Source organism: Actinomadura atramentaria DSM 43919, from assembly GCF_000381885.1.
Classification (GTDB): domain Bacteria; phylum Actinomycetota; class Actinomycetes; order Streptosporangiales; family Streptosporangiaceae; genus Spirillospora; species Spirillospora atramentaria.
Genome location: NZ_KB907209.1, coordinates 386,058 through 411,586 on the forward strand (window position 1 = coordinate 386,058; position 25,529 = coordinate 411,586).

General features: G+C 74.0%; 25 protein-coding genes. 16 read left to right on the plus strand and 9 right to left on the minus strand.

Annotated features, from left to right (window positions below; translation table 11 throughout):
- Positions 1-27: 27 nt before the first annotated feature.
- Both G339_RS32700 and G339_RS32705 read left to right on the plus strand, forming a co-directional pair.
- On the plus strand, positions 28-858 hold the full coding sequence (locus tag G339_RS32700) for a helix-turn-helix domain-containing protein (RefSeq protein ID WP_019630126.1): 831 nt from the start codon (positions 28-30) through the stop codon (positions 856-858).
- A 52-nt stretch (positions 859-910) separates the two neighbouring features.
- A complete protein-coding gene (locus G339_RS32705; protein WP_019630127.1) occupies positions 911-2,251 on the plus strand; it encodes a tetratricopeptide repeat protein in 1,341 nt (446 codons plus the stop codon).
- Between the two features lie 76 nt (positions 2,252-2,327).
- On the opposite strand, the gene G339_RS0105745 is transcribed toward G339_RS32705, so the two are convergent.
- The 3 genes from G339_RS0105745 to G339_RS0105755 form a co-directional block, all read right to left on the minus strand.
- Positions 2,328-3,368: a hypothetical protein gene (locus G339_RS0105745; protein WP_019630128.1), complete on the minus strand. Its 1,041-nt coding sequence runs from the start codon at positions 3,366-3,368 to the stop codon at positions 2,328-2,330.
- Positions 3,369-3,516: 148 nt separating this feature from the next.
- Positions 3,517-4,284 (minus strand): crotonase/enoyl-CoA hydratase family protein, encoded by a 768-nt coding sequence (locus G339_RS0105750; RefSeq protein ID WP_026341170.1) that lies wholly within the window; start codon positions 4,282-4,284, stop codon positions 3,517-3,519.
- A complete protein-coding gene (locus G339_RS0105755; protein ID WP_019630130.1) occupies positions 4,281-5,825 on the minus strand; it encodes an AMP-binding protein in 1,545 nt (514 codons plus the stop codon). The genes G339_RS0105750 and G339_RS0105755 overlap by 4 nt, the downstream gene beginning before the upstream one ends.
- Positions 5,826-5,883: 58 nt before the next feature.
- On the opposite strand from G339_RS0105755, the gene G339_RS0105760 reads away from it, so the two are divergent.
- Positions 5,884-6,477: a TetR/AcrR family transcriptional regulator gene (locus tag G339_RS0105760; RefSeq protein WP_019630131.1), complete on the plus strand. Its 594-nt coding sequence runs from the start codon at positions 5,884-5,886 to the stop codon at positions 6,475-6,477.
- A gap of 158 nt (positions 6,478-6,635) precedes the next feature.
- Positions 6,636-7,931: an alkaline phosphatase family protein gene (locus G339_RS32710; protein ID WP_019630132.1), complete on the plus strand. Its 1,296-nt coding sequence runs from the start codon at positions 6,636-6,638 to the stop codon at positions 7,929-7,931.
- 35 nt (positions 7,932-7,966) lie between these two features.
- Here the strand turns inward: G339_RS32710 and G339_RS0105770 are convergent, their stop codons facing one another.
- The 3 genes from G339_RS0105770 to G339_RS0105780 all read right to left on the minus strand — a co-directional run bounded on the left by G339_RS0105770 (position 7,967) and on the right by G339_RS0105780 (position 9,768).
- The gene (locus G339_RS0105770) at positions 7,967-8,725 is read right to left on the minus strand and encodes an enoyl-CoA hydratase (protein ID WP_026341171.1); all 759 of its coding nucleotides are present in this window, start codon (positions 8,723-8,725) and stop codon (positions 7,967-7,969) included.
- Positions 8,726-8,828: 103 nt separating this feature from the next.
- The gene (locus G339_RS0105775) at positions 8,829-8,996 is read right to left on the minus strand and encodes a hypothetical protein (RefSeq protein ID WP_019630134.1); all 168 of its coding nucleotides are present in this window, start codon (positions 8,994-8,996) and stop codon (positions 8,829-8,831) included.
- Between the two features lie 100 nt (positions 8,997-9,096).
- On the minus strand, positions 9,097-9,768 hold the full coding sequence (locus G339_RS0105780; protein ID WP_026341173.1) for a UdgX family uracil-DNA binding protein: 672 nt from the start codon (positions 9,766-9,768) through the stop codon (positions 9,097-9,099).
- Between the two features lie 100 nt (positions 9,769-9,868).
- Between G339_RS0105780 and G339_RS0105785 the strand changes: the two genes are divergently transcribed.
- Positions 9,869-10,708: an SDR family oxidoreductase gene (locus G339_RS0105785; protein WP_019630136.1), complete on the plus strand. Its 840-nt coding sequence runs from the start codon at positions 9,869-9,871 to the stop codon at positions 10,706-10,708.
- Between the two features lie 42 nt (positions 10,709-10,750).
- Here the strand turns inward: G339_RS0105785 and G339_RS0105790 are convergent, their stop codons facing one another.
- The gene (locus tag G339_RS0105790) at positions 10,751-11,719 is read right to left on the minus strand and encodes a TIGR03557 family F420-dependent LLM class oxidoreductase (protein WP_019630137.1); all 969 of its coding nucleotides are present in this window, start codon (positions 11,717-11,719) and stop codon (positions 10,751-10,753) included.
- Positions 11,720-11,884: 165 nt separating this feature from the next.
- Between G339_RS0105790 and G339_RS0105795 the strand changes: the two genes are divergently transcribed.
- Positions 11,885-12,946 (plus strand): class I mannose-6-phosphate isomerase, encoded by a 1,062-nt coding sequence (locus G339_RS0105795; protein WP_019630138.1) that lies wholly within the window; start codon positions 11,885-11,887, stop codon positions 12,944-12,946.
- A gap of 135 nt (positions 12,947-13,081) precedes the next feature.
- Here G339_RS0105795 and G339_RS36460 read toward each other — a convergent pair whose 3' ends face one another.
- Together G339_RS36460 and G339_RS0105805 are read right to left on the minus strand one after the other, a co-directional pair.
- Positions 13,082-13,558, minus strand: a complete 477-nt coding sequence (locus G339_RS36460; RefSeq protein WP_019630139.1) for a hypothetical protein — start codon at positions 13,556-13,558, stop codon at positions 13,082-13,084.
- Positions 13,559-13,690: 132 nt separating this feature from the next.
- Positions 13,691-14,299, minus strand: a complete 609-nt coding sequence (locus G339_RS0105805; RefSeq protein ID WP_019630140.1) for a hypothetical protein — start codon at positions 14,297-14,299, stop codon at positions 13,691-13,693.
- A gap of 171 nt (positions 14,300-14,470) precedes the next feature.
- Between G339_RS0105805 and G339_RS0105810 the strand changes: the two genes are divergently transcribed.
- The 10 genes from G339_RS0105810 (at position 14,471) to G339_RS0105860 (ending at position 25,520) form a co-directional block, all read left to right on the plus strand.
- On the plus strand, positions 14,471-15,238 hold the full coding sequence (locus tag G339_RS0105810) for a GntR family transcriptional regulator (protein ID WP_026341174.1): 768 nt from the start codon (positions 14,471-14,473) through the stop codon (positions 15,236-15,238).
- 82 nt (positions 15,239-15,320) lie between these two features.
- The gene (locus G339_RS0105815) at positions 15,321-15,548 is read left to right on the plus strand and encodes a 4Fe-4S dicluster domain-containing protein (RefSeq protein WP_026341175.1); all 228 of its coding nucleotides are present in this window, start codon (positions 15,321-15,323) and stop codon (positions 15,546-15,548) included.
- Positions 15,549-15,557: 9 nt separating this feature from the next.
- Positions 15,558-16,949, plus strand: coding sequence for an ABC transporter substrate-binding protein (locus G339_RS0105820; RefSeq protein WP_019630143.1), 1,392 nt, complete (start codon positions 15,558-15,560; stop codon positions 16,947-16,949).
- Complete coding sequence (locus G339_RS0105825; protein WP_019630144.1) at positions 16,946-17,788, plus strand: ABC transporter permease; 843 nt, start codon at positions 16,946-16,948, stop codon at positions 17,786-17,788. Before G339_RS0105820 ends, G339_RS0105825 begins: the two co-directional genes overlap by 4 nt.
- Positions 17,785-18,522 carry an ABC transporter ATP-binding protein gene (locus tag G339_RS0105830; RefSeq protein WP_019630145.1) on the plus strand — a complete coding sequence of 246 codons (738 nt, stop codon included), beginning with the start codon at positions 17,785-17,787 and terminating at the stop codon, positions 18,520-18,522. The genes G339_RS0105825 and G339_RS0105830 overlap by 4 nt, the downstream gene beginning before the upstream one ends.
- On the plus strand, positions 18,522-21,215 hold the full coding sequence (locus G339_RS0105835; protein ID WP_019630146.1) for a fumarate reductase/succinate dehydrogenase flavoprotein subunit: 2,694 nt from the start codon (positions 18,522-18,524) through the stop codon (positions 21,213-21,215). The genes G339_RS0105830 and G339_RS0105835 overlap by 1 nt, the downstream gene beginning before the upstream one ends.
- A 774-nt stretch (positions 21,216-21,989) precedes the next feature.
- Positions 21,990-22,838 carry an ABC transporter permease gene (locus tag G339_RS0105845; protein WP_026341176.1) on the plus strand — a complete coding sequence of 283 codons (849 nt, stop codon included), beginning with the start codon at positions 21,990-21,992 and terminating at the stop codon, positions 22,836-22,838.
- The gene (locus G339_RS0105850) at positions 22,835-23,584 is read left to right on the plus strand and encodes an ABC transporter ATP-binding protein (RefSeq protein WP_019630149.1); all 750 of its coding nucleotides are present in this window, start codon (positions 22,835-22,837) and stop codon (positions 23,582-23,584) included. The genes G339_RS0105845 and G339_RS0105850 overlap by 4 nt, the downstream gene beginning before the upstream one ends.
- Complete coding sequence (locus G339_RS0105855; protein ID WP_019630150.1) at positions 23,581-25,179, plus strand: FAD-dependent oxidoreductase; 1,599 nt, start codon at positions 23,581-23,583, stop codon at positions 25,177-25,179. The genes G339_RS0105850 and G339_RS0105855 overlap by 4 nt, the downstream gene beginning before the upstream one ends.
- On the plus strand, positions 25,176-25,520 hold the full coding sequence (locus G339_RS0105860; RefSeq protein ID WP_019630151.1) for a 4Fe-4S dicluster domain-containing protein: 345 nt from the start codon (positions 25,176-25,178) through the stop codon (positions 25,518-25,520). Before G339_RS0105855 ends, G339_RS0105860 begins: the two co-directional genes overlap by 4 nt.
- Positions 25,521-25,529: the final 9 nt, after the last annotated feature.

The window sequence follows — 25,529 nt, forward strand, 5'->3', positions numbered from 1 at the left end:
GCGCCGCGATGAGTACGCTCGGGAACCATGCACACGGTCGGGGAACTCCTGCGGCAGTGGCGGCACCGCCGACGGCTCAGCCAGCTCGACCTCGCCATCGCGGCCGACGTGTCCGCCCGGCACGTCAGCCTCGTCGAGACGGGTAAGTCCAACCCCAGCGCCGACATGGTCCTGCGGCTCGCCGACCAGCTCGACGTGCCGCTCCGCGACCGCAACCGCCTGCTGCTCGCCGCCGGTTTCGCGCCCCGGTACGCCGAACGGCCGCTCGACGACACCGCGCTGTCCGCCGCCCGGAACGCCGTCGAACGGGTACTCCGCGCGCACGAGCCGTACCCGGCGCTGGCGTTCGACCGCCGCTGGAACATCATCACGGCCAACCGCGCCGTCGACCCGTTCCTCGCCGAGGTCGACCCCGAACTGCTCCGGGCGCCGGTCAACCTGCTGCGGCTCGGCCTCGACCCGCGCGGGCTCGCCCGCCTCGTCGTCAACATCGCCGATGTCCGCGCGGTGTTCCGCGCCCGGGTGAGGCGCCAGCTCGCCGCCGCCCCCGATCCCGGACTCGCCGCCCTCTACGAGGAACTCCTGGCCCCCGGAGCAGTCGAAGCCCCCGCCGACTCCGACGTCATGATCCACATGCTCGTCCGCCACGGCGGCCGCGAGCTTCGCCTCTTCTCCACCATCACCACCTTCGGCACCCCGCAGGACATCACCCTCGACGAGGTAGCCATCGAGTCCTACTACCCCGCCGACGCCGAGACCGCCGCCTGCTTCGAGGACCGGGGCGTCTCGCACCGCGCGCGGTGGGGAGGCGATGCCGGGTCCGGGCTTTTCGGTCGTGCGGGCGGGATGAGCGCCTAGGGTGCCGGAGGGGGGCCATGCACGGACCACGCGGGGAAGGGGATCGTCGCCCATGCTCACCGACCGGTACGGATCGCCGCTGAACGCGCCGGACGCGGCCGCCGTGGACGCGCTGCACGACGCCGTCACCCGGTTCATGCGGTTCCGTCACGGAATGCTCGACCCGGTCGCGCCGTGGCTCGCGGCGGGGGACGCGTTCCCGCTCGCCGCCGCGCTGGACGCGTACATCGGCGCGCTCAGCACCGAGGCCGGGGTCGCCGCCGAGACCGCCGCCGCGTTCGGCCGCGCCCGGGAGCGGTGCGCGCGGCTGCCGCTCACCGAACGCGAGCGCGGCCACCTCGACGCCGCCGACCGCCTGCTCGCCGGGGACCTGCGCGGCGCGGCGGACCTGCTGACGCGGCTGTCCGAGCACGACCCGCACGACATGGTCGCGCTCGCCGCCGGGCACCAGGTGGACTTCCTGCGCGGCGACGCCGTGGCGCTCCGCGACCGCGTCGGGGCGGTTCTGGCGTTCCTCGCCGAGGACGACCCGCACTACCCGTGGCTGCTCGGCATGTACGCGTTCGGCGCGGAGGAGAACGGCCACTGGGAGTACGCCGAACGCCTGGGCCGCCGCGCCGCCGAACTCGACCCGGACAACGTCTGGGCCGTCCACGCCGTCGCCCACACCTTCGAGGAGCGCGGCCGCGCCGAGGACGGCGCCGCCTGGCTGGACGGCCGCCGCGCCGACTGGGACGGCGACAACTACCTGCGGCTCCACCTCACCTGGCACCGCTGCCTGTTCCGGCTGGACGCGGGCGACGCGGCGGCCGTCCTCGCGACCTACGACGCCGACCTGGCCCCCGAGCGGACGGCGGGCAGCGCGCTGGAGATCCTTAACGGCTCCTCGCTGCTGTGGCGGCTGCACCTGGCGGGCGTGGACGTCGGCGGACGGTTCGCGACGCTCGCCGACGCGTGGCGGGACCGCGCCGCCGACCCGTGGTACGCGTTCAACGACTGGCACGCCGCGCTCTGCTTCGCCGGCGCGGACGACCAGGCGGCGCTGGCCGCGCTGATCCGCTCGCGCGAGGCGTACGCGACGGGCGACGCCGGATCTGGACTGCCCGACGACCGGGACGTCACGGGGGCGGTCGGCCTGCCCGTGTGCCGCGCAATCGCCGCGTTCGCGCAGAAGGACTACGACGCTGCCGTTGACCTGATGATGCCCGTCCGCCACGCCCTGCGCCGCACCGGCGGCAGCGACGCCCAACGCGACGTGCTCCAGCAGACGCTCATCGAGGCAGCCGTCCGCGCGGGCCGCACCACGACCGCCCGCACCCTGCTCGGCGAACGAATCGCCCGCCGCCCCGCGGGCCCCTTCGACCGCGCCGTCCGCGACCGCCTCGGCATCTGAACAACGCCCGGTGCGCCAGAACGAGCCGGGGTTCCCGGCGTGTGTCGCGCGGATGGGAAAGCTCGTCGCAAGCGGCTCACTCGTGGGCGGCGACCCAGGCCCAGACGCGGCGGCGGTGGAGCAGCGCGCCGACCAGGAACAGCAGCAGCGCGCCCGCGCCTAAGAGCAGTTCCTCGGCGGACGGCACGGTGTCCGCCGGGCGCGGGCCGAGGAACACCGCGAGACCGGCCGTCACGCCCTGCGTCGCCGCCCAGGTCAGGGTGAGCCCGACCGTCAGCAGCGCGCCGACGTTGCGGCCGTAGACGGCCAGCGCCCAGATCGCGGTCGGGCCGCCCGACCACACCCGCCACAGGAGCCCCGCGAGCAGCAGCGGGCCGACGCCGACGAGCACCAGCGTGCCCGTGTCCACGACGCCCGCGTCGCGGGCCTCGGCGAACGCGCGCGCCGCCCGGTGCCCGAACACTGCGACGCCCCACCCGGCGAGGACGGCGACGCCCGCGACCAGCTCGACGGGACGCCCGGCGGGCCGCGCGACACGTTCGGCGCGGCGCAGCAGGCGGCCGACCCCGAACGGGGGCCGGGCGACGGCGAACACGTCGGCGAGCGCGCCCGATCCGCCGGGGCCGCGCCGGAGATGCGGCGCGAACGCGTCCACGGCCCGCCGCAGCGCCCGCCACGCGCGGAGCCGGTGGGAGAACATGATCCGGTACGCGCCGTCGCCCGCCCACATGCCGGACATCTCGGGATGGCGGGCGGCGAAGCCCTCGAACGGGAAGAGCGAGAGCACGCCGGGGCCGACGACGACGTCCGCCAGCTCGTCCCACGAGACCGCCCAGCACGTCTCCCCGGCGTCGGTCAGCGACCGGACGCCGGACGCGTCCAGCACGATCCGCGCGACCGCGCGCCGCCGCAGCGACCGCACGGCGACGACGGCCGCGCCCAGCAGCACGCCGCCGCCCACCGCGCAGCCGGCCGCCGCGCGCGGCGTCCCCGCGAGCGCGAGGACGGCCGTCGCGAACAGGCAGGCGACGCCCAGCCACGCCAGGACCGCGACGGCCGGAAGCAGCGCGACGCGCCCGGCGGACGGGAGTTCGAAGGCGGCGGGAGCGTCGGACACGGCCCGTCATCGTACGGAGCGCCCCGACCCGAATCCAGCAACGCGGGAGGGACGAACCGGACGACATCCCGGCCTTCACTCCAGGCGGCATCGCCGCCACGAACCCACCCCGCGCACGCTCTGTCCGAAAAGCCAGCGGACGGTTGTCTCACCCGGTCTCGAAAGACCCGTGTCGGCCCGCGCCGGAGGCGAAGCGCTGCGCGCCGTCGAGTGCGTCGGCGGCGAGCGACGTCTCGCCGTGCCGCCACTCGGCGGCCAGTGCGGCGGACTCGTCCAGGCCCCACTGGTCCAGGACCGACGCGCGGTCCTCGCGCAGGCACGTCTGCGGGAACCGGGCGAGGGATGCGGCCAGCTCGACGGCGGCCTCGATCGCCGTCCCGGCGGGCACGACGCGGTTGGCGAGGCCCATCCGCAGCGCCTCGGCCGCGTCCACGGGACGGCCCGTGAGGATCATGTCGAGCGCGTGGCTCTGCCCGATGAGGCGCGGCAGCCGGACCGTCCCGCCGTCGATGAGCGGAACGCCCCACCGGCGGCAGTACACGCCGAAGACGGCGGTCTCGTCCGCGACGCGCAGGTCCGCCCAGATCGCGAGTTCGAGACCGCCCGCGACGGCGTGCCCGGACACGGCGGCGATCACCGGCTTGGAGAGCCGCAGCCGCGTCGGTCCCATCGGCCCGTCGCCGTCGCGCTCGGCGCGGTTGCCCTCGGGCGTGCCGAGCGCCCGCAGGTCCGCGCCCGCGCAGAACGTCCCGTTCGTCCCGTAGAGGACGGCGGCGACGGAGTCGGGATCGGCGTCGAAGGCGCGGAACGCGGCGGCCAGGGCCTCGGCGGTCGGCCGGTCCACCGCGTTGCGGCGCTCGGGCCGGTCGATGCCGATCAGCGTGACCGGCCCCCGGCGTTCGATGAGGACGCTCACGCGCGCGCCTCCCGCTCGGTCCCGGCCCACAGCGGATCGCGCAGTGCGCGCCGCAGGACCTTTCCGACGGGGGACAGCGGCACGGAGTCCACGACCCGCACCGACTTCGGCACCTTGTACCCGGCGAGGCGGGCGCGGGCGGCGGCGCGGAGTTCGGCCTCGTCCACCCGCGCGCCCGGCGCGGGGACGACGAACGCGGTCACGGCCTCGACCCACGTCGGGTCCGGCGCGCCCACGACGACGCACTGCGCCACCGAGGGATGCTCCAGCAGCACGTCCTCGACCTCCTTGGGATAGACGTTGTACCCGCCGGTGATGATCATGTCGCTGCGGCGGTCCACCAGGTGCAGGTAGCCGCGCTCGTCGGCGCGGGCCATGTCGCGGGTCCGAATCCAGCCGCCGGGCGCGAGCATCTCGGCGTTCAGCTCGGGGGCGTCGTGGTAGCCCTTCATGCCGAACGGCGCGCGGACGCGGATCTCGCCGATCTCGCCGGGGGCGACCGGAATCCCGTCGTCGTCGGTCAGCAGCAGCTCGGCGTCCACGGCCGGATGGCCGCAGGAGCCCAGCAGCGACGGGTCGCGGTGGTCCTCGGCGTCCAGGACCGTCATGCACAGCGGCGCTTCGGTCTGCCCGAAATACTGCACGAAACGCGGTCCCCACAGCTCCATCGCCTCGGTGATCACCGGACGCGGCATCGGGCTCGCGCCGTAGACGACGGTCCGCAGCGTCGAGACGTCCGCGCGGCCCGCCGCGCCGCTGGAGAGCAGCATCCCGATCATCGTCGGCACGAGGTTGATCTCGGTGACGCCGTGGCGGGGGATCGCGTCGGCGTACTCGTCGGGATCGAACCCGCCGAGCACGGCCGCGGCCCCGCCCCGCAGCCAGTACGGCAGGACGAACGTGCCGGACGCGTGGATCAGCGACGCCGCGTGCAGCATCACCGAGTCGCGGCCGGGCGACACCAGGTTCGCGAGGATGTTCGCGGTGATCGCCGCGTAGTTCGCCTGGGTGTGCTCGACGGCCTTGAGTCGACCGGTCGTGCCGGACGTGTAGAGGAACAGCACCGGATCGTCCGGCTCGGCCGGGAGCATCGGGTCGTCGGTGCGGGCGTCCCGCATCGCGGCGAGCAGATCCGGGCCGCCGGCCGCGCCCTCGGCGCCGAGGCCGATCGTGCGCAGGCCGTCGAGCAGCCCGGCGAGTTCGGCGGCCCGCTCGCCGAGCGCGGCGTCATGGACGAGGACGCGAACGCCCGTCTCCCGCAGCATCCGCGCCTGCTCGGCGGCGGCGAGCCGCGCGTTCAGCGGGACGCGCGCGACGCCCGCCTTCAGGCACGCGAAGTCGACGGGGATCGACCACAGCCCGTTCCCGAGCAGCAGCCCGACCCGGTCGCCGGGGGACACGCCATGCGCGAACAGGACGTGCGCCATCGCGTTGGCGGCCCGGTCGACCTGCGCGTACGTCAGGGACTCGCCGCCGTGCAGCACGGCGGTGCGCGGCCCGAACCGCGCCGCCCCGCGCCGAACGAGGTCCACGGTGAGCATGGGGCCCTCCTAAAAACAGTCCGTCCGGACGGTCTTTTTAGCACGCTAACATGGCGCGATGCCAGAGCGACGACGCCAGGAGCGCTGGGAGCGGACCCGCGCCGCCCTGCTCGACGCCGCCGTGACCTGCCTGGTCGAGGACGGTTACGCCGAGACGACGCTGCAGCGCGTCCAGAACCGCGCCGGGGTCTCGCGCGGAGCGCTGCTGCACCACTTCGGGTCCAAGGCCGAACTGCTCGTCGCGGCGATCCACCACATCGCCGAGCGCCAGGTCGCCTACGTCCGCGGCAAGGCGGACGCGCTGCCGCCGGAGCGGGGCCGCGTCGAAGCCGCGCTCGCCCTGCTCCGCGAGGTCATGTCGGGCCCGCTGTTCCTCGCGGGCCTCGAACTCTGGCTCGCCGCCCGCACCGACCGCGCGCTGCGCGACGCGCTCGTGCCCGCCGAACGGGAGATCGGCCGCGCGGTCCACGACCTGCTGTCGGACGCGTTCCCGCACCTGGCCGAACCCGGCCGCGCGGGCAACGTCTGGCACGAGTCGTTGCTGGCGCTGCTGCGCGGACTCGCGCTGAGCAGCGTGCTCCGCGACGACCGGGCCATCGAGGACGCCGTATTGCGGCTCTGGGCGGACCAGGTGCTGCGGCCGCGCGACTGAACGCGGCATTCCGCTCACGGACCGTGCCGGTTCCCCGGCGCAAGTGATTTCCGGATGAATCTATTTCATATTGCGTCCCGCATCCCTCGTCCGCCGTTCTTCCCCTGGGCCACGCGCGTCGTGATACTGCTCACGGCCAACACGGCGGGAGGACAGGTATGGGAATCGACGAACTGACCCGGCGCGGATTTCTTGCGGGAACGGCCGGCGCGGCGATCATGGCTGCGGGAGCCGGGGCGACGGCGGGCGCCGCCGAGAACACCGCGCCGGTCGGCGCGCTGCCCGACCCGGCCGAATCCGGCATCGACCACGTCGTCGTCGTGATGATGGAGAACCGCAGCTTCGACCACTATCTCGGCTGGCTCCCCGGCGCCGACGGCCGCCAGGCCGGGCTCACCTTCACCGACGCGAGCGGGGCCGAACACTCGACGCACCACCTCACCGTCCCGTGGGGCTGCGGATTCAACGACCCCGACCACTCCTACGCGGGCGGCCGGACCGAGTACAACGACGGCAAGTGCGACGGGTGGCTGCGCGCCGGCCACAACGACGTGTTCTCCATCGGCTACTTCGAGGGACCGGACCTGGGTTTCCACGGCCACGCCGCCCGCGACTGGACCGTCTGCGACCGGTATTTCGCGGCCGTCATGTCGTCCACGTTCCCGAACCGGATCTTCCAGCACGCGGCGCAGACCGACCGCATCTCCAACACCTTCAACTTCTCCGAGCTGACGACGATCTGGGACCGCCTCGCCGCGAAGAAGATCCCCGCCCGCTACTACTTCAGCGACGTGCCGTTCACCGCGCTGTGGGGCCTGAAGCACCTCGACATCAGCCGCAACATCGGTGATTTTTACAACGACGCCAAGAACGGCAACCTGCCCGCGCTGAGTTTCGTCGAGCCCGGCTTCCTCGGCGAACTCCTGCCGGGCCTGTCGGAGGACGAGCACCCGCTCGCCGACATCCGTTTCGGACAGCACTTCCTGAACAAGGTCTATACGGCCGTCGTGACGTCCCCGAACTGGGAACGGACCCTGCTGGTCATCAACTACGACGAGTGGGGCGGGTTCTTCGACCACGTCCCGCCGCCCACCGGCCCGGACCCGCGCCCCGACCTCGGCACCGGACTGCGCGGCTTCCGCGTTCCTTGCCTGCTCATCTCGCCGCGCGCCCGGCGCGGCGCCGTCGCGCACGAGGTGTACGACCACACGTCGGTGCTGAAGCTCGTCGAGTGGCGGTGGGGGCTGGAACCGCTGTCGGTCCGCGACGCCGCCGCGCGCAACCTCGCCGAAGTGCTGGACTTCGAGAACCCGCCGAACCTCAAGGCACCGCGCTACAACGTCCCGCTGCCGCTCACGCTCGGCTGCCTCGACCCCGCCCACAGTCACGCGGGCGACGACTGGGCCGACCTGAGCGGCTACGCGCTCCGCGCGGGGTTCCCCCGGCCGCAGTGACGCGGGCGGGCGCCCGGTTCCGGGCGCCCCGTCCGTCACCGGGCGCGGAAGTCCTCGACGTAGCGGGCGAAGGCGGGCCGTCCCAGCGACGCGGCCTGCGCCCACGACTCGAACTCGACCACGGACGGCAGCGAGCCGGTCTGCGCCAGGTGGACCGCCCGCTTGACGTCCCGCACCAGCGCCGGGTCGCGCTCGGCGCAGCGCCGCGCCAGTTCCGTCGCCGCCGCGACCGGGTCGTCGGCGCGGCGCGTCGCCAGGCCGAACTCCATCGCCCGGTCGGCGTCGATCGTCTCGGCGTCCAGGATCGTGGCCATCGCCCGGTGGCCGCCCAGCCGCGACGTCAGGAACCAGGTCGCGCCGCCGCCGGGGTGCAGGCCGATGTCCGCGAACGTGATCGCGAACTTCGCGCGCGGCCCGACGACGACCATGTCGCAGGCCAGCGCGATGTTCGCGCCCGCGCCGACCGCGACGCCGTCCACCGCCGCGATCGTCGGGACGGCCAGGTCCGCGAGGCCGAGGAACGACGCGTAGACCTGCTTGAGGTCGTCGCGAATCGCACCGGTCGGCCGGGACAGGTCGCCGAACAGGGCGGTGACGTCCGCGCCCGCGCAGAACGCCCTGCCCTCGGCGCGGACGACGAGCGCCCGCGCGTCCGGATCGTCCGCGACGGCCGCGATGGCGGTGGACAGCTCGCCGAGCATCGCCGAGGTGAGCGCGTTGCGGCGGGCGGGCGCGTCGAGGACGAGGTGCCGGACGGCGCCGTCGGACTCCAGCCGGACGGACGTTTCGGTCATGCGGTTCTCCCAGCCGTGGACGATCACTGCTGCGGGAACCGTCCCACACCGGGCGCCCCGGCGGTGCGCCGACCCGCCCGCCGCGGGCCGGGCGGGGAACCGGTCAGCTCGGGTGCGGCGGGCGCTGGCCGGGCGGCACACCGCCGCCCTGGCCGCCGCCCTTGGCTCCCTTGTCGGTCCCGTGCGGATGGCGGCGCCGGCGCGTGCCCTTCGGCTGCGTCGTCTGCGGCGGCGGCTGGTCGGTGACGCTCGTCTGCTCCGACCTGCGCATGGCGGGTTCCTGCGGGTTTGACATGGGACGCTCCCTCTCCCGTGGTTTGTGTGGACCGACCCCCGCGTACCCGACCGCGACCACCGCATGCGGGTCGCCGTTACGCGAGCAGGCGCGCGGCGACCGTCAGGTCCGCGCAGAACCCCGCGTAAACGGCGTCGCGGTCCTCGGCGCGCAGCACCGCCGACGGGTGGACGGTCGCGACGATGCGTCCTTCGCCTGCACCGGCGTCCGCGGCCTCCCGCGTCCCGAGGACGTCCAACGGCGGGAACGGCAGCGCGACACCGCGCTCCCGCGTCACCCGGAACGACGGCCCGAGCATCGCCTGCGCCGCCGTCGCACCGAGCGCGACGACCACCTCGGGCCGCAGCGCGCGCAGCTCCGCGACGAGCCACGGGCGGCACGCGCGGATCTCGGTCAGGCCGGGCTTGCGGTGCAGCCGCCGCTTTCCCCGCTCGGCCCGCTGGAACTTGAAGTGCTTCACCGCGTTCGTGACGTAGGCGTCGCCGCGCTCGATCCCGGCCTCCGCCAGCGCCCGGTCGAGGACGCGCCCCGCCGGGCCGACGAACGGCTCGCCCTCCACGTCCTCGCGGTCGCCGGGCTGCTCCCCGACGAGCACGACCCGCGCGCCCGCGCCGCCTTCGCCGAAGACGGTCTGCGTCGCGTCCTCGTACAGCGCGCAGCCCCGGCACCCGTCCGCCGCGCGCCGGAGCTCGTCCAGACCGGCGTCCGGCGGCACGAACGCCGCCGCGCCCTCCGCTGAAGCACTCATGCCGCGCCCCTACCCGATCCCGCCCGTCGCGACCGCCGATGAGATCCGTTCGATCGGGTAACGGGCGAGGACACGACGCCGTCTCACGGAGGTGCGATCAATGGGCCAGCCCGCGCAGCAGCAGACGCCGCCCGGAACCGAACAGGCGATGAACCCCAAGCCCGACAGCGGCGAGGACAGCTACCAGGGGTCCAAGCGCCTGGTGGGCAAGGCCGCCGTCATCACCGGCGGGGACAGCGGCATCGGCCGCGCCGTCGCCATCGCCTTCGCGCGCGAGGGCGCCGACGTCCTCATCTCCTACCTCGACGAGGACGAGGACGCCGCCGACACCGCGCGGCTGGTCGAGGACGCGGGGCAGAAGGCCGTCCTCGTGCCCGGCGACCTGCGGGACCCCGCGCACTGCCGGTCGGTCGTCGCGCGCGCCGTCGACGAGTTCGGGCGCATCGACGTCCTCGTCAACAACGCCGCGTACCAGATGACGCGCGAGAACCTGGAGGACATCCCCGACGAGGAGTGGGACCGCACGTTCGCCACGAACATCTCCGCGATGTTCCACCTCTGCAAGGCCGCGCTTCCGCACATGAAGGCGGGATCGTCGATCATCGCCTCGACGTCGGTCAACTCCGACATGCCAGTGCCGACGCTGCTTCCGTACGACTGCACGAAGGCGGCCGTCGCCAACTTCGTCGCCGCGCTCGCGCAGCTCGTCGGGCCGCGCGGCATCCGCGTCAACAGCGTTGCGCCGGGGCCGATCTGGACGCCCCTCATCCCGTCGACCATGCCGCCGGACAAGGTCGAGTCGTTCGGCACGGACACGCCGCTCGGACGTCCCGGGCAGCCGGCCGAGCTCGCCCCCGTCTACGTGCTGCTCGCCAGCGACGAGGGCAGCTACGTGTCGGGCGCGCGCATCGCCGTCACGGGCGGCAAGCCGATCCTGTGATCCGGCCGGGTCCGGCGGTGCCGCGCCGCCGGGCCCCGGCGGTCAGCCGAACCGCTCGCGGAGCGCGGGCAGCAGTTCGGCCGCCGCCCAACGCCGGAAGTCCTCCTGGTGATCGGCTCCGACCTGGCAGAACGACAGGTGGGTGAACCCCGCGTCGGCCCAGGTCTGGACCGTGTCCAGGTACTTCTGGACGTCGTCGCCGCTCGGCACGGCTTCGGCGACGTCCTCCGGCCGGACGGTCTTCGCGCTCGCCGCGAAGCTCGTCGGGCCGGGCAGCTCCGACATCACCTTCCAGCCCGCGGTGCCCCACCGCCACAGCCGGTACGCGCGCTGCCGCGCCTCGTCCGGATCGGCGCCGTAGGCGAGCGGGAGTTGCCCGTAGACCGGCTTGCCGTCGCCGCCGCCGGACTTGAAGTCCCGCACGACGTCCGCGACGGGCTGGTCGGAGATCAGCGCGTCCGCGTAGTCGGCGGCGATCCGCCCGGCGCGCCCGGCGGACGCGGCCACGCCGATCGGCACGCGCCGTTCGGGCAGGTCGTAGAGCTTGGCGGAGTCGACGCGGAAGTGGTCGCCCCGGTAGTTGACGAACCCGCCGTCGAAGAGGCTCCGGATGATCTCCAGCGCCTCGCGGAACATCTCGTGCCGCACGTCGGCGGACGGCCAGCCGCGCCCGATGATGTGCTCGTTCAGGTTCTCGCCCGCCCCGAGGCCGAGCGTGAACCGGCCGTCGGACAGGATGCCCATCGTCGCGGCCTTCTGCGCGACGACGGCCGGGTGGTAGCGCATCGTCGGGCACGTCACGAACGTCATCAGCTTGATGCGGTCGGTGGCCTGCGCGAGCGCGCCGAGCACCGACCAGGCGTACGCGGAGTGCCCGAGGTCCTCGATCCACGGGAAGTAGTGGTCGGAGATGACCGAGTAGTCGAATCCGACCTCCTCGGCTCCGACCAGGTCGGTGATGAGTTGTTTGGGCGGTGTCTGCTCGCAGAGCAGCGAGTATCCGAATTCCACGCCGTCCGGGTACCCGCGCGCGGGGATCGTTTCCCTCCGGAGCACGTCATGCCCTGGTGATCAGTGGTCGGGGCTTGCGGGCGTGGATGTCGGGCGTTTCGTCGGGTAACGGGTGGATGTATCCGGTTGCGTCTGGAGGGCGCGGCATCCATGAGGGGGCACGCGATGGACTGGTATCCGCTGCGGTTGAGCACGCCGATCATGACCCACGTGTTCGGCGGGACGGCGATCACCGACCGGCTCGGCCGGCCGCCGGACGAGTCGACGCCGCCCCGGATCGCGGAGACCTGGGAGGTCAGCGATGTCGACGGGCGGGTCGGGGAGGTCACCGAGGGGCCGCTCGCCGGACGCTCGCTGCGCAGCCTCGCCGAGGACTTCCCGGTCGAGCTGATGGGCCCGGGCCGCCAGGGGGCGCGCTTCCCGGTGCTGACCAAGTTCATCGACGCGACCGACCCGCTCCCGGTCCACCTGCACGCCGACGACGAGACCGCCCGGCGCATCGAGCAGGAGCCCAACGGCAAGACCGAGGCGTGGCACATCATCGACGCGCCGCCGGGCGCGACGGCCCTCGCCGGAACGAAACCGGACGTCGACGCCGACACCCTGCGCGACGCGCTGCGGCGCGAAGACTTCGACGCGGTGCTGCGGCGGCTGCCCGTCCGGCCGGGGGAGACGCTCTACGTGCCGGGCGGGACGATCCACAGCTTCGGGTCGGACACGCTCGTGTACGAGATCGAGCAGACCTCCGACATCCAGCAGTCCGCGATGGACTGGCATCTCGACGGCTCGCCCGTCGCCCGCGACGAGCGCGAACGCGCCCTCGACCTGATGGTCGCCGAATGGGAGCCGGAACACCGTCCGGACTTCCACCCAGGCCTGTCCGTCCGTATGGCGGACGACGTCGAGCGCGTCTTCTGCACCGCCGGACCGCACTTCGTGCTGGAACGCTGGCGGGCGGCGGCGGGCGCGACGGCGCGGCACACGTTCCGGGCGGCCGTCGTCCTGAGCAACGTCGGCGCGCCCGTCCGCATCGCGTCGGGCGGCTGGGACGGCGTCCTGGAACCCGGCCGGAGCCTGCTGCTGCCCGCCGCGCTCGGTTCCGTGGACTTCACGGGTCCGGCTGACGTGCTGCTCGGCTACAAGCCCGACCTGGAGACCGATGTCCGCGCACCGCTCGCCGCGGCGGGCTACGCCCCCGAGGCCGTCTCCGCCCTCGGCGACGTCTGAGAGGCGGACGACGCCCGGTTCGCCCAGGCATCCGCAGGAAACCGCCAGCCGCAGCGAGCTTTTCAAACGGTGCGCCTGTTGGGGACGACCAACGTGAGTCCTCGCTCCGGAACTCACTGCGCTCCCGAAGCCCGTCTACCGTCTCCGTTTCGGACGCGGCCGCTTCTTGCTCTCGGTGCGCCGACTGCCCTTCTCCCGGATCTCTTCCATGAGAAGGAGGCCCGCCTCCGGTTCGTCCCGCGCTGCACCGGCGGCGGCAGCGCAGGCGGCGCACCGTCCGCCGCCGGGCAGCGCCTCGGAAAGGTCGCCGTCCGCGGTCGGCTCGGCGGCGACGGGCGCCGCAGCGTCCGTGGCCGCCCCGTCGTCGGCGGCCGTCTCGACGGACGGCAGGGCGCGCCCCTCGTCGCGGTACTCGACGATCGCCAGCACGCGGTCCTCCGGAACCCGCACGGTGCGCAGCGCCCGCCCCGACCGCTTGACCTCGGTGATCACCACCTTCCCGTCGCGCGTCGCGACGTCGATCCGGTGGCCGGCCCGGCTGGCGGTCAACCTGAACGTCCGGGACGCTCCGTTCCGGCCCTCTACGATGAGCTCGACGGTGTCGCCTTGCATGGCTTCGTTCCCTTCACTCGCTTCCGCCGTTGGCACCCCCAGCAGAGCGGTTCCGGCAACCCCGCCGCACCTTCGTCCCAGCCCTGTGGATAACTCGGAGAGCGAGTCGGAGTGAACCCCCGTCCCACCTGTTCAGGTCGGGTGGCGGTGGGACCAGTCGACGCGTTCGGACTCGCCGCGGACGTAGCCGTCGCGGTGGAGTTCGCGTAGGTCGCGGGCGACGCGCGCGGCGTCGCCGGTGAGGTCCGGGGCGGCCTCGATCGCCTCGGCGAGATGGAGGCAGTCTTCGCGGGGGAGGCGGTTCGCGGTGTCGCGCAGGATGTAGCGGATTCGCGTGCCGGTGACGGCGTCGCGGGCGGCGAGGAGAAGCCAGACCGGGGTGCCGCGCGAGATCGTCGCGGTGCGGCCGATGCGGATCGTGTCGGGCGTCGCCAGGTCGCACCTCGCGACCATTCCGCGGAAGTCCTCGACGAACAGCACGCTCCCGACCAGCCAGGCCCGCTGGCGGCGGCGGTCGCGCAGGCAGCGGCGCGCGGCGTGGACCAGGGCGAGGAACACCGCGAACGGGAACACGGTCTGCCAGTTCAGCCCGATCGTCCCGCAGACGGTGAGCAGGAGAGAGAAGAACAAGCTCACGGCGAGCATGGTGTTGTCGACCTGGTATCCCCGTGCGAGCTTTTCGAGGAAGTCCGGGTCGGGAGGCTCGCCGTTGCTGCGGCCCAGGTCGCGGCGCTCGTCCATGAGTGCATTCTGTGGCCTCGCATCCATTTTCTGAAGATCATGCCGGGGATCGGGTGGCGGAAGGTGGTCGGGTGGGTGCGTTCGTGCTGGTCGCGGGCGATTTCGCCGGGCATGGGGTGGCGGAACGGCCCAGGTATTCACGTATGCCTACCGATTAAGTATGTTTAGCCTGTGACCAGCGAGAACTTGGCAGCGATCGACCTCGGAGACGCCCGCCGCCGCCGGGCCGACCGCGCCCGGCAGGTCGCGGACGTCCTGCGCCGGCAGGTCGTCAACGGCGCGTTCGCGGACGGCGTCCTGCCCGCCGAGAACCGGCTCGTCCGGGAGTTCGGGACGTCCCGCAACGCCGTCCGCGACGCGCTCGACCTGCTGCGCGGCGAAGGGCTCATTGAACGGTGCCCGGGCGTCGGGAGCGTCGTCGTGGCGGAGAAGTACACGCACGGGTTCGAGCGTCTGCTGGGCCTCGGCGAGACGCTGAAGGGCCACGGGGAGGTCACCAACGAAGTCCGCACCACCGGGTCGTTCACGCCGCCGAAGGAGATCAGCGACCGGCTGTGCCTGCCGCCCGGCGAGCCCGTCGTGTACGTCGAGCGGCTGCGGCGCATCGGCGGCGTCCCGTTCTCGCTGGACCTGACGTACCTCGTCCGCGACCTCGGTGAGCCGCTGCTGCGCGAAGACCTGGTCCACAACGACGTGTTCGTGCTGCTGGAGCGGCTGTCCGGGCAGCCGCTCGGCACCGCCGAGATGACGATGGAGGCCGTCAACGCCGACCCGCACTCCGCGGCGGTGCTCGAAGCCCCGCGCGGGACGGCGCTGCTCATGGCCGAGCGCCTCACCCGGCTCGCCGACGGGCGTCCCGTCGACCTGGAGTACATCCGCTTCCGCGGCGACCGCATCGCGATGAGCGGCACCCTGCGCCGCACCGCCGCCGACCGCTGACCCGCGCCGAAAAGAGCCGCCTTCGGGACCCCGCCGCCGCGCGGTGGCCCCGCCCTGCCCCGCAACGACTGGAGCCCGCGTCATGTCCCTTGTGGAGAACCGCGCCGACGTGCCCGTCACCGTCGACGAGTCCCTGTGCATCGACGGCTGCACGCTGTGCATCGACGTATGCCCGCTCGACTCGCTCGCGCTCGACCCCGAGACCGGCAAGGCCCACATGTTCGTGGACGAGTGCTGGTACTGCGGCCCGTGCGCCGACCGCTGCCCGACCGGCGCGGTCACCGTGAACATCCCCTACCTGCTGCGCTGAGAGACCACGGTGAAACGACTCCTCACGATCCTCGCGGCGGCGCTGGCCGCCGCCGGCTGCTCGGTCGCGGGCAACGCCGACGCGGGCGGCGGCGCGACGACCGTCGTCGTCGGCTACCAGTCCAAGACCATCAACACCGTCACGGCGGGCACGCTGCTGCGCACGCTCGGCCTGTTCGAGAAGCGGCTCGGACGCAAGTACAAGGTGGTCTGGCAGGACTACGACACGGGCGCGCCCATCACCGCGCAGATGCTCGCCGGGAAGATCGACATCGGCTCGATGGGCGACTACCCGCTCCTCATCAACGGGGCGCGGGCGCAGGCGCAGGGCGGGGACGCGCGCACGGTGCTCGTCTCCACCACCGGCTACAACCTGCGGGGCTCGCTCAACGGGATCGTCGTCGCGAAGGACGCCCCGTACGCGTCGCTGCGCGACCTCAAGGGCAAGACGGTCTCGGCGAGCGTCGGGTCGGCGGGCCACGGCACGCTCGTCCAGGCGTTGAAGAAGGACGGCCTGGACCCGGCGAAGTCCGTGAAGGTCGAGAACCAGCAGCCGTCCGTGGGGGCGTCCGCGCTGGAGAGCGGTAAAGCCGCCGGGCTCGCGCAGTTCGTGGCGTGGCCGGGGCTGCTCGTGAACCAAGGGCGGGCGCGGCTGCTGTACGACGGGGGAGACCTCGACGTCCCGACGTTCCACGGCGTCGTCGTCCGCAGGAGCTTCGCCGAGCAGCGCGGCGACGTGCTCCAGGCGTTCCTGAAGGCGCAGATCGACGCCACCGAGTACCTGCACCAGCACCCGTTGCAAGCCGCCGAGTCCGTTGCGCGGACGACCGGTCTGCCCGCCGAGACCGTGTACCTCTACAACGGCGCGGGCGGGCAGGCGACGTTCGACACCACGCTGAAGAAGCCGCTGACCGACGCGCTGCGGCACGACGTCCCGTTCCTGAAGTCGATCGGCGTGCTGCAGCAGCCGGTGAACCTGGACTCGTTCGTCGAAGAGTCCTACATCCGCCGCGCGTACGGCGCGGACTACGACCGGGCCGCCGCGTCCACCGCCAACCCGGCCGCCATCACAGGCACCGACGAGACGTGCCGGAAGCGGGTGAAGGACCCCGCGACGGCGGGCGAGATCTGGCTGACCGGCGAGGAGACGACCCGTCCGGCCGCCGACCCGACCTGCCTGCTGCGCGGTGTCCGCGCCTACGAGGCGGCCGGGAAGAAGGTCCGCGCCGTCTACGCCCCCGACGCGGTCACCGGTACCCGCTGGTTCGCCGACCGCATGGTGTGGCTCCGCGACGGCGACCGGTACCTGCCGTTCGCGACGCGGCAGACGGCCGACGCGTACCGCGGCGCGCACGCGGCCGCGACGCCCGTCGAGTACGCGGAGGCGGTGAAGGCCGCGTGACGCTCGCACTCGACGACGAGAAGCGCGTGGCCGTCGCGCCCGGTCCCGCGGCGGACCGCGGGCGGGCGCGGCTCCGCTGGCCGGTGCGCGCCGGGTCCGTGGTCGCGGCCGTCGCGCTGTGGCAGGTCCTCACCGCCGCGAACGCGCGCCTGTGGGTGCGGTTCGACCGGTTCCCCGGGCCGGCGGACGTCGCCCGCGAGTTCGGCCGCCAGCTCCGGACGGGCCAGTACTACCTGGACGTCGCGCAGAGCGTCGTGCGGATCGCGTCCGGGTTCGCGCTCGCCGCCGTCCTCGGCGTCGCGGTCGGCGTCGCCGTCGCGCGGTCGCGGTGGGCGAACGACCTGCTCGGGCCGCTGCTGGAGATCGTCCGGCCCGTCCCGGCCATCGCGCTGGTGCCGGTGGCGATCCTGCTGTTCCCGCGCAACGAGCAGGGGATCGTGTTCATCACGTTCGTCGCGGCGTTCTTCCCCGTGGTCGTCAGCACGCGGCACGCCGTCCGCGCGCTGCCGCCCGTCTGGGAGGACGCGGTGCGGACGCTCGGCGGCGGACGGGCGCGGGTGCTCGCCTCGGTGGTCCTGCCCGGGGTGCTGCCGGGTGTTTTCGGGGGCCTGTCGGTCGGGATGGGCGTCGCGTGGATCTGCGTGGTGTCCGCCGAGATGATCTCCGGCGACTTCGGCGTCGGATACCGGACGTGGCAGGCGTACACGATCGTCGACTACCCCGGCGTCCTCGTCGGGATGATCACGATCGGCGTGCTCGGCCGGGTGACGTCCGGCGTCGTGGAACTCGTGGGCCGCCGCGCCACGCGGTGGCTGCCCGGCGAGGAGGGCCGCCGATGACCCCGCTGTCCCTGCGCGCCGAGGGCGCGACGCTCGGCTACGGCGGCCGCGCCGTCTGCACGGGCCTCGACCTGGCGGTCCGCCCCGGCGAGTTCCTGGCCGTCGTCGGCGCGTCCGGCTGCGGCAAGTCCACGCTGCTGCGCGCGTTCGCCGGACTCCTGCCGCCGACCGCCGGCGCGGTCATGGCCGACGGTGCGCCTGTCGCCGGGCCGTCGCCCGACCGCGCGCTGGTCTTCCAGGACGACGCGCTGCTGCCGTGGCGCTCCGCGCGCCGCAACGTCGAACTTCCGCTCGCCATCCGGAACGTGCCCCGCGACCGCCGCCGCGCCGACGCGGACGCGTGGCTGGCCCGCGTCGGGCTCGCCGACGCCGGGCGGCGGCTCCCGCGCCAGCTCTCGGGCGGCATGCGGCAGCGCGTCCAGCTCGCCCGCGCCCTGGCGGCCCGCCCCCGCGCGCTGCTCATGGACGAGCCGTTCGGCGCGCTGGACGCCCAGACCCGCGCCGCCATGCAGCGGCTCCTGCTCGACGTGCTCGCGGACGCGCCCGCCACGGTCGTGTTCGTCACCCACGACGTCGACGAGGCGCTGCTTCTTGGGGAGCGGATCGTCGTCCTCGGGCCGGCCGGCGTCGAGCAGGAGATCCCCAACCCGCGTTCCGCGACGTCCGACCCCGCCCGCCGCGCGCAGGTCCTCGCCGCGCTCGGCGCCCCCGCCACCGGAGAAGAGGCCGCCTGATGGAGACCCCACCCCTCACCGAGCGCCGCGAGCTGACCTGCGACGTGCTGGTCGTCGGCGGCGGCACCGCCGGGACGATGGCCGCGATCACCGCCGCCGAGCGCGGCGCGCGCGTGCTGCTGCTGGAGAAGGCGCACGTCCGGCACTCCGGCGCGCTCGCGATGGGCATGGACGGCGTGAACAACGCCGTCATCCCCGGACGGGCGACGCCGGAGGACTACGTCGCCGAGATCACCCGCGCCAACGACGGCATCGTGAACCAGCGGACCGTCCACCAGACGGCCACGCGCGGCTTCGCGATGGTGAAGCGGTTGGAGGGGTACGGCGTCAAGTTCGAGAAGGACGCGCACGGCGAGTACGCGGTCCGGCGCGTCCACCGGTCCGGCAGCTACGTCCTGCCGATGCCGGAGGGCAAGGACGTCAAGAAGGTGCTGTACCGCGTCCTGCGGCGGCGGGAGATGCGCGAGCGCATCACCATCGAGAACCGCGTGATGCCCGTGCGGGTGCTGACGCGCGACGGCCGCGCGGTCGGCGCGGCCGGGTTCGACACCCGCTCGGGCGAGTTCGTGACGGTCTCGGCCGGCGCGGTGATCCTCGCGACCGGCGCGTGCGGGCGGCTCGGCCTGCCCGCCAGCGGCTACCTGTACGGGACGTACGAGAATCCCGCGAACGCGGGCGACGGCTACGCGATGGCGTACCACGCCGGAGCCGAGCTGAGCGGCATCGAGTGCTTCCAGATCAACCCGCTCATCAAGGACTACAACGGCCCCGCGTGCGCGTACGTCGCGAACCCGTTCGGCGGCTACCAGGTGAACGCCGAGGGCGACCGGTTCGTCGACTGCGACTACTGGTCGGGCCAGATGATGGCCGAGGTCCGCCGGGAGATCGACTCGGCGCGCGGCCCGATCTACCTCAAGCTCAGCCACCTGCCCGACGAGACGCTGACCGAGCTGGAGGGCATCCTGCACTCCACCGAGCGGCCCACGCGCGGGACGTTCCACGCCGGCCGCGGCCACGACTACCGGACGCACGACGTGGAGATGCACATCTCCGAGATCGGGCTGTGCGGCGGGCACTCGGCGTCCGGCGTGTGGGTGGACGAGCACGCGCGCACCACCGTCCCCGGCCTGTACGCGGCGGGCGACCTGGCGTGCGTCCCGCACAACTACATGATCGGCGCGTTCGTGTTCGGCGACCTCGCGGGCGAGGACGCGGCCGCGTTCAGCGCCCGGCACGACGCGGCCGGGCCGCTCGACGAGGACCAGGTCGCCGCCGCACACGAGCTCGTTTACCGGCCGCTGCGCAACCCGGACGGGCCGCCGCAGCCGCAGGTCGAGTACAAGCTGCGCCGGTTCGTCAACGACTACGTCGCGCCCGCCAAGACCGCCCGCAAGCTGGAGATCGCCGTCGAGGCGTTCGACCGGATGCGCGGCGAGATCGCCGCGATGGGCGCGCGGACCCCGCACGAGCTGATGCGCTGCGCCGAGGTCACGTTCATCCGCGACTGCGCCGAGATGGCGGCGCGCGCGTCGCTGACCCGCACCGAGAGCCGCTGGGGGCTCTACCACGACCGCGCCGACCTGCCCGAACGCGACGACGCGGCCTGGTTCTACCACCTCAACCTGCGGAGGCGCGCGGACGGGGCGATGGAGTTCCTGAAGCGTCCCGTGGCCCCCTACCTGGTGGACGTGGACGGCATCGACGTCCCCGACCACGGGACCGAGCCGGTTCAGCTCGGCGCGGCGGCCCCGGCGGCGTCCGCCTCGGCGGCGCGGCGCGGGGAGCGGCGCGCGTCGGCGGTCGCGCGGTCGCCCCGGATGCTGGAACTGCTGGCGCTCGCCGAATCCGCGCCGTCCGCCGACGACCTCGCGCCCTACCTCGCCGACGCCGACCCGAAGGTGCGGCGCGCGGCCGTCGCCACGGTCACCGAGGTCGTGCCGGACGGGACCGCCGCGCTGCTGGCCGGGGCGCTCGGTGACGCGCACGGCTCGGTGCGGCACGCCGCCGCAACGGCGCTGCGTGAACTGGTGGAGGTGTTGCCCGCGTCCGACGCCGTCCGTGCCGCGCTGACGCCGCCGCTGGCCTCGCCGGACGCCGTCGTGCGCGCGGCCGTGCTGGACGTGCTGCGCGCGCTCGGGCTCGGCGACCGCGCCGCCTTCCGGGCCGCGCGGGCGGACGCCGACCACCGCGTCCGCCTCCAGGCGGTGCGGGGGTTGTTGGCTCTGGATGACGCGGCGGGCATCGCGGAGGTGGCGGGCGACGCTAACCGGGAGGTGCGCGTCCATGTCGCGCACGGCCTCGGCGCGGTCGGCGATCCGGCCGCCGCCGGGGCGGTCGCGGCGCTGGCGGCCGACGCCGATCCGCTCGTCCGCGCCGCCGCGCTGGAGGCGTGCGCGGGCATCGGCTGCCCGCCGCCGCTCGACGCGGCGGCGCTCGCCGCGCTGCACGACGCGGCCTGGGAGGTCCGGGTCGGCGCGGCGCGGGGCCTGGCCGCCGCGCCGCCCGACACGGCCGCCGCGCCGCTGGTGAAGGCCCTCGACGATCCGCACGCCGACGTCCGCAAGGCCGCCGTGCTCGCGCTCACGCGCTGGGCGGACCGGGCCGACGTCGCGGCGGCGCTGCGGGCCGTGCGCGACGACGCCGACGCCGACGTGCGCGCGTACTCGCGGCGCGCCCTCGAACCGGTTCGTTGAGCGGCTGGACCAGGCCGGTCGCTGAACCGCGTCGTTGAGTTGCTGAACCGGCCCACTCAACCGCCGAACCGGCGCGTTCGGCCGCTGAGCGCCGAACCGGCGCCCTTGGCCGCTGACCCGCGTTGTTCGGCCGTCGAGCCGGTCCGGCGAGTGCCGGACCGGCTCGACGGCCGTCGAACTGGTCCGGCGAACGCTGAACCCGGGCGGCTGGCGGCTGAACCGGTTCGTTGGCCGTGCGGTTCCGCGGGTTGGTTCGGGCGGGCGTTCGCTGGGGCGCTGATCAGCGCGGCGCTTGTTCGTGATGCCCGGCTCCCGCTTGGCGGGGGTCGGGCGTCGGCGTTTTCGGGGACGCCGGGTGGGCGGGCGGTCGCGGAGTGTTTTCGGTCGGGAGCCGAAAACGTGTGATTTGCGCAACGTTCTCGATCGGGGATGCCGAGCGCGAGAACGGATCATCTCGGGCATATTCCCAGGTAAATCGGTAGGATTAGTGTAGAAGTCCGCTCGCCGGGTGCCGTTCGTGCAGGTGAAGCCCGATTCTCGGGTCTTCCCAGAGCGCCCCCCGGCGTGCATCCTGAGGCGCATGAACGCGACGGCGGTCCTGGTGGCGAGGCGCCACATCGACCTGCTCCGCGTGTGCAGCGCGGGCTGTTGACCCGTCCCCCTCGCACCGCGGAGCCCTGATCCGCGGCTCCATTCGCCCGGCGCCCCTCGCCGGAGCCCCTTTCCCTTCCTCCCGACCGCCCCGCATCGCGTCGCCGCCCCGGAGGTGCCCGCGTGACCACAGACCTGCTCGATCCACCCCGTTCCTCGCTCGCACCGACCGGTGTTCGGCCCGTCCCGGCATGGACCGGAACCGCGTTGCGAACGCTGCTGCGCCGGTCCCGCAAGATCAGCGGGCTCGTCGCCGTCCTCGTGCTCTGGGAGGTCGGTGCGCGCGCCGGCTGGCTCGGCAGCACGACGCCCCCGCTCAGCCAGGTCCTCGACCGCGGCGCGGCGATGATCGGCTCCGGCGAACTCGGCTCCAACCTCGGCGTCTCGCTCGTCCGCGTCCTCAAGGGCCTGGCGATCGGGCTGCCGCTCGGGCTGGGCCTCGGGCTCCTGGCCGGGCTGCTCACCGTCGGCGAGGACGTCATCGACGCGCCCGTCCAGGCGCTGCGGATGCTCCCGCACCTCGCGCTCGTCCCGCTGTTCATCATCTGGTTCGGGATCGGGGAGACGTCGAAGGTCGGGCTGATCGCGGTCGGCGTGGTGTTCCCGCTCTACATCAACGTCTTCCACGGCATCCGCGGCGTGGACGAACGTCTCGTGGAATCCGCGCGGTCCTGCGGGCTCGGCCGACTCGGGCTGATCCGGCGCGTCATCCTGCCCGGCGCGCTGCCGCAGATCCTCGTCGGACTCCGGCAGTCGCTCGGCCTCGCGTGGCTGACGCTCGTCGTGGTCGAGCAGTCCGCGACCAGCTCGGGCATCGGGTTCGTCATCAACCAGGCGACCCAGTTCATGCGGATGGACACCGTGTTCGTGGTGCTCGTCGTCTACGCGCTGCTCGGCGTCGCCACCGACCTGTTCGTCCGCGTGGTCGAGCGGCGCGCGCTCGCGTGGCGGAAGGGACTGGTGGCGCGATGACCGCCGTCACGACCGAAGCCCCGGCCGGGGTGCGGGTGCGCGGACTCACCCGCGTCTTCGGCGACCGGACCGTCCTGGACGGCGTCGACCTCGACATCGCGCCCGGCGAGTTCGTCGCGCTCCTCGGTGCGAGCGGTACGGGCAAGAGCACGCTGCTGCGCGCGCTCGCGGGCCTGGACGGTGAGGGCCACGGCGACATCGGGGTTCCCGACCGTCGCGCCGTCGTCTACCAGGAGCACCGGCTGCTGCCGTGGAGCCGCGTGTGGAAGAACGTCGTCCTCGGACTGCGCGGCGGCGACCTGCGGCGGCGCGCCGATGCGGCGCTCGCCGAGGTCGGGCTGGCGGCGCGCGCCGACGCGTGGCCGCTCACGCTGTCCGGCGGCGAGTCGCAGCGCGTCGCACTGGCCCGCGCGCTCGTCCGCACCCCCGAGTTGCTGCTGCTCGACGAGCCGTTCGGCGCACTGGACGCGCTGACCCGGCTGAAGGCGCAGGCGCTTGTCGCGGACCTGTGGGCCGAGCACCGGCCCGCCGTCCTGCTCGTCACGCACGACGTGGAGGAGGCGCTGCTGCTCGCGGACCGCGCGCTGCTGCTGTCCGGCGGCCGGATCGCCCGCGAGTACCCGGTCGCGCTGCCGCGCCCCCGCTCGCTGGAGGACCCCCGGTTCACCGCCCTGCGCCGCGACCTGCTCGACGGCCTCGGCGTCGCCCCGCCCCCCGCGCCCGCCGAACCGGAGGAGACGACATGACCGATCCGAGCACCGCCACGGGCACCGACCTGACCGCCGACGTCCTGGTCGCGGGCGGCGGCCCCGCCGGGGCGTGGGCCGCCGTCAAGGCCGCCGAGGCCGGGGCGAACGTCGTCCTCGCCGACAAGGGCTACCTCGGCACGAGCGGCGCGACGGCCGCCGCCGGGACCGGCGTCTGGTACGTCGAGCCGGACCCGGCCGCGCGCGAGGCGGCGATGGCCAGCCGCGAGGGCCTCGGCGGCCACCTCGCGGACCGCGCCTGGATGGCGCGGGTCCTCGACCAGACCTACGCGAACATGAACGAGCTGGCCGAGATCTCCAAGTACCCGTTCCCGGTCGGGCCGGACGGCCGCCAGATCCGGCGCGGGCTGCAGGGCCCGGAGTACATGCGGCGGATGCGGGTCCGCGTCCGCCGGGCGGGCGTGCGCGTCCTCGACCACAGCCCGGTGACCGAGCTGCTGGCCGACGGGTCCGGGGCGGTCGCCGGGGCGGCGGGTCGCAGGCTGCGCGCGGGCGGGGAGTTCCGCGTCCGGGCGGGCGCGGTCGTGCTGGCGACGGGCGGCTGCGCGTTCCTGTCCCGCGCGCTCGGCTGCGACGTCAACACCGGCGACGGCGCGCTGTTCGCGGCGGAGGCCGGCGCAGAGCTGTCGGGGATGGAGTTCTCCAACGCGTACGCCATCGCGCCCGCGTTCACCTCCGTCACCAAGACCGCGTTCTACTCCTTCGCGACGTTCTACCGCGCGGACGGGACGGTGCTGGAGGGCGCGGGCAGCCAGAAGGGCCGGTCGGTGATCGCCCGGACGCTGCTGGACGAGCCCGTCCTGTGCCGCATCGACCGCGCGACGCCCGACGAGCGGGCCGCGATGCGGCTCGCGCAGCCCAACTTCTTCCTGCCGTTCGACCGGCAGGGCATCGACCCGTTCCACGACCTGTTCCCCGTCACGCTCCTCGCCGAGGGCACCGTGCGCGGCACCGGCGGCATCCGGATCACCGGACCGGACTGCTCGACGTCCGTCCCCGGCCTGTACGCGGCGGGCGACGCCGCGACCCGCGAGCTGATCTGCGGCGGCTTCACCGGCGGCGGCAGCCACAACGCCGCGTGGGCGATGTCGTCGGGCACCTGGGCCGGGCAGGGCGCGGCGCGGCACGCGGCCGCGCTCGGCGGCGGGGCCGCTCGACGGCGGACGCGGCCGCTCGGCGCGGCGGGCATCCGCCCGGCGGGCCGCCCGGCGCTCGACCATCGCGAGGTCACCGCCGCCGTGCGGGCCGAGGTGCTGCCCTATGACAAGAACTACCTGCGGCACGGCGACCGGCTCGCGCCCGCGCTCGCCGCGCTGGACGACACCTGGCGCGCACTGCGCGACGGGCTCGCCGGGGCCGGCGTGGACGGCGCGCGCGCCCGGTCCGCCGCCGCGATGGCCGCGCACGCCCGCTGGATGTACCGCGCCGCGCTCGCCCGCACCGAGACGCGCGGCATGCACAAGCGCGAGGACCGGCCCGGCGCGGACCCGGCCCAGCACTTCCGCCTGGTCACCGGCGGTCTCGACGAGATCTGGACCCGCCCGGAGACGGCCGTCGCGGCGGTGGCGCCGTGATCGAGATCGTCTCGCGGGAGCGCTGCGTCGGCTGCGACAAGTGCGTCGAGGTCTGCCCGACGAACGTCTTCGACACGGGCGCGGACGGCGTCCCGTCCATCGCGCGGCAGGACGACTGCCAGACCTGCTTCCTGTGCGAGGCGTACTGCCCGGTCGACGCGCTGTTCGTCGATCCGCGCTCGCACCCGCTGCCGCAACCGCCCGACGAGCGCGCGCTCGCCGCCGCCGGCACGCTCGGCGCGTACCGGCGGCAGATCGGCTGGGGCCGGGGCCGCACGCCCGGCGCCCGGCTCGCCGTCGGGCCCGCGCTGAACCGCTCCGGCCCGCCCCTCACCTCCTGAAAGGCACCA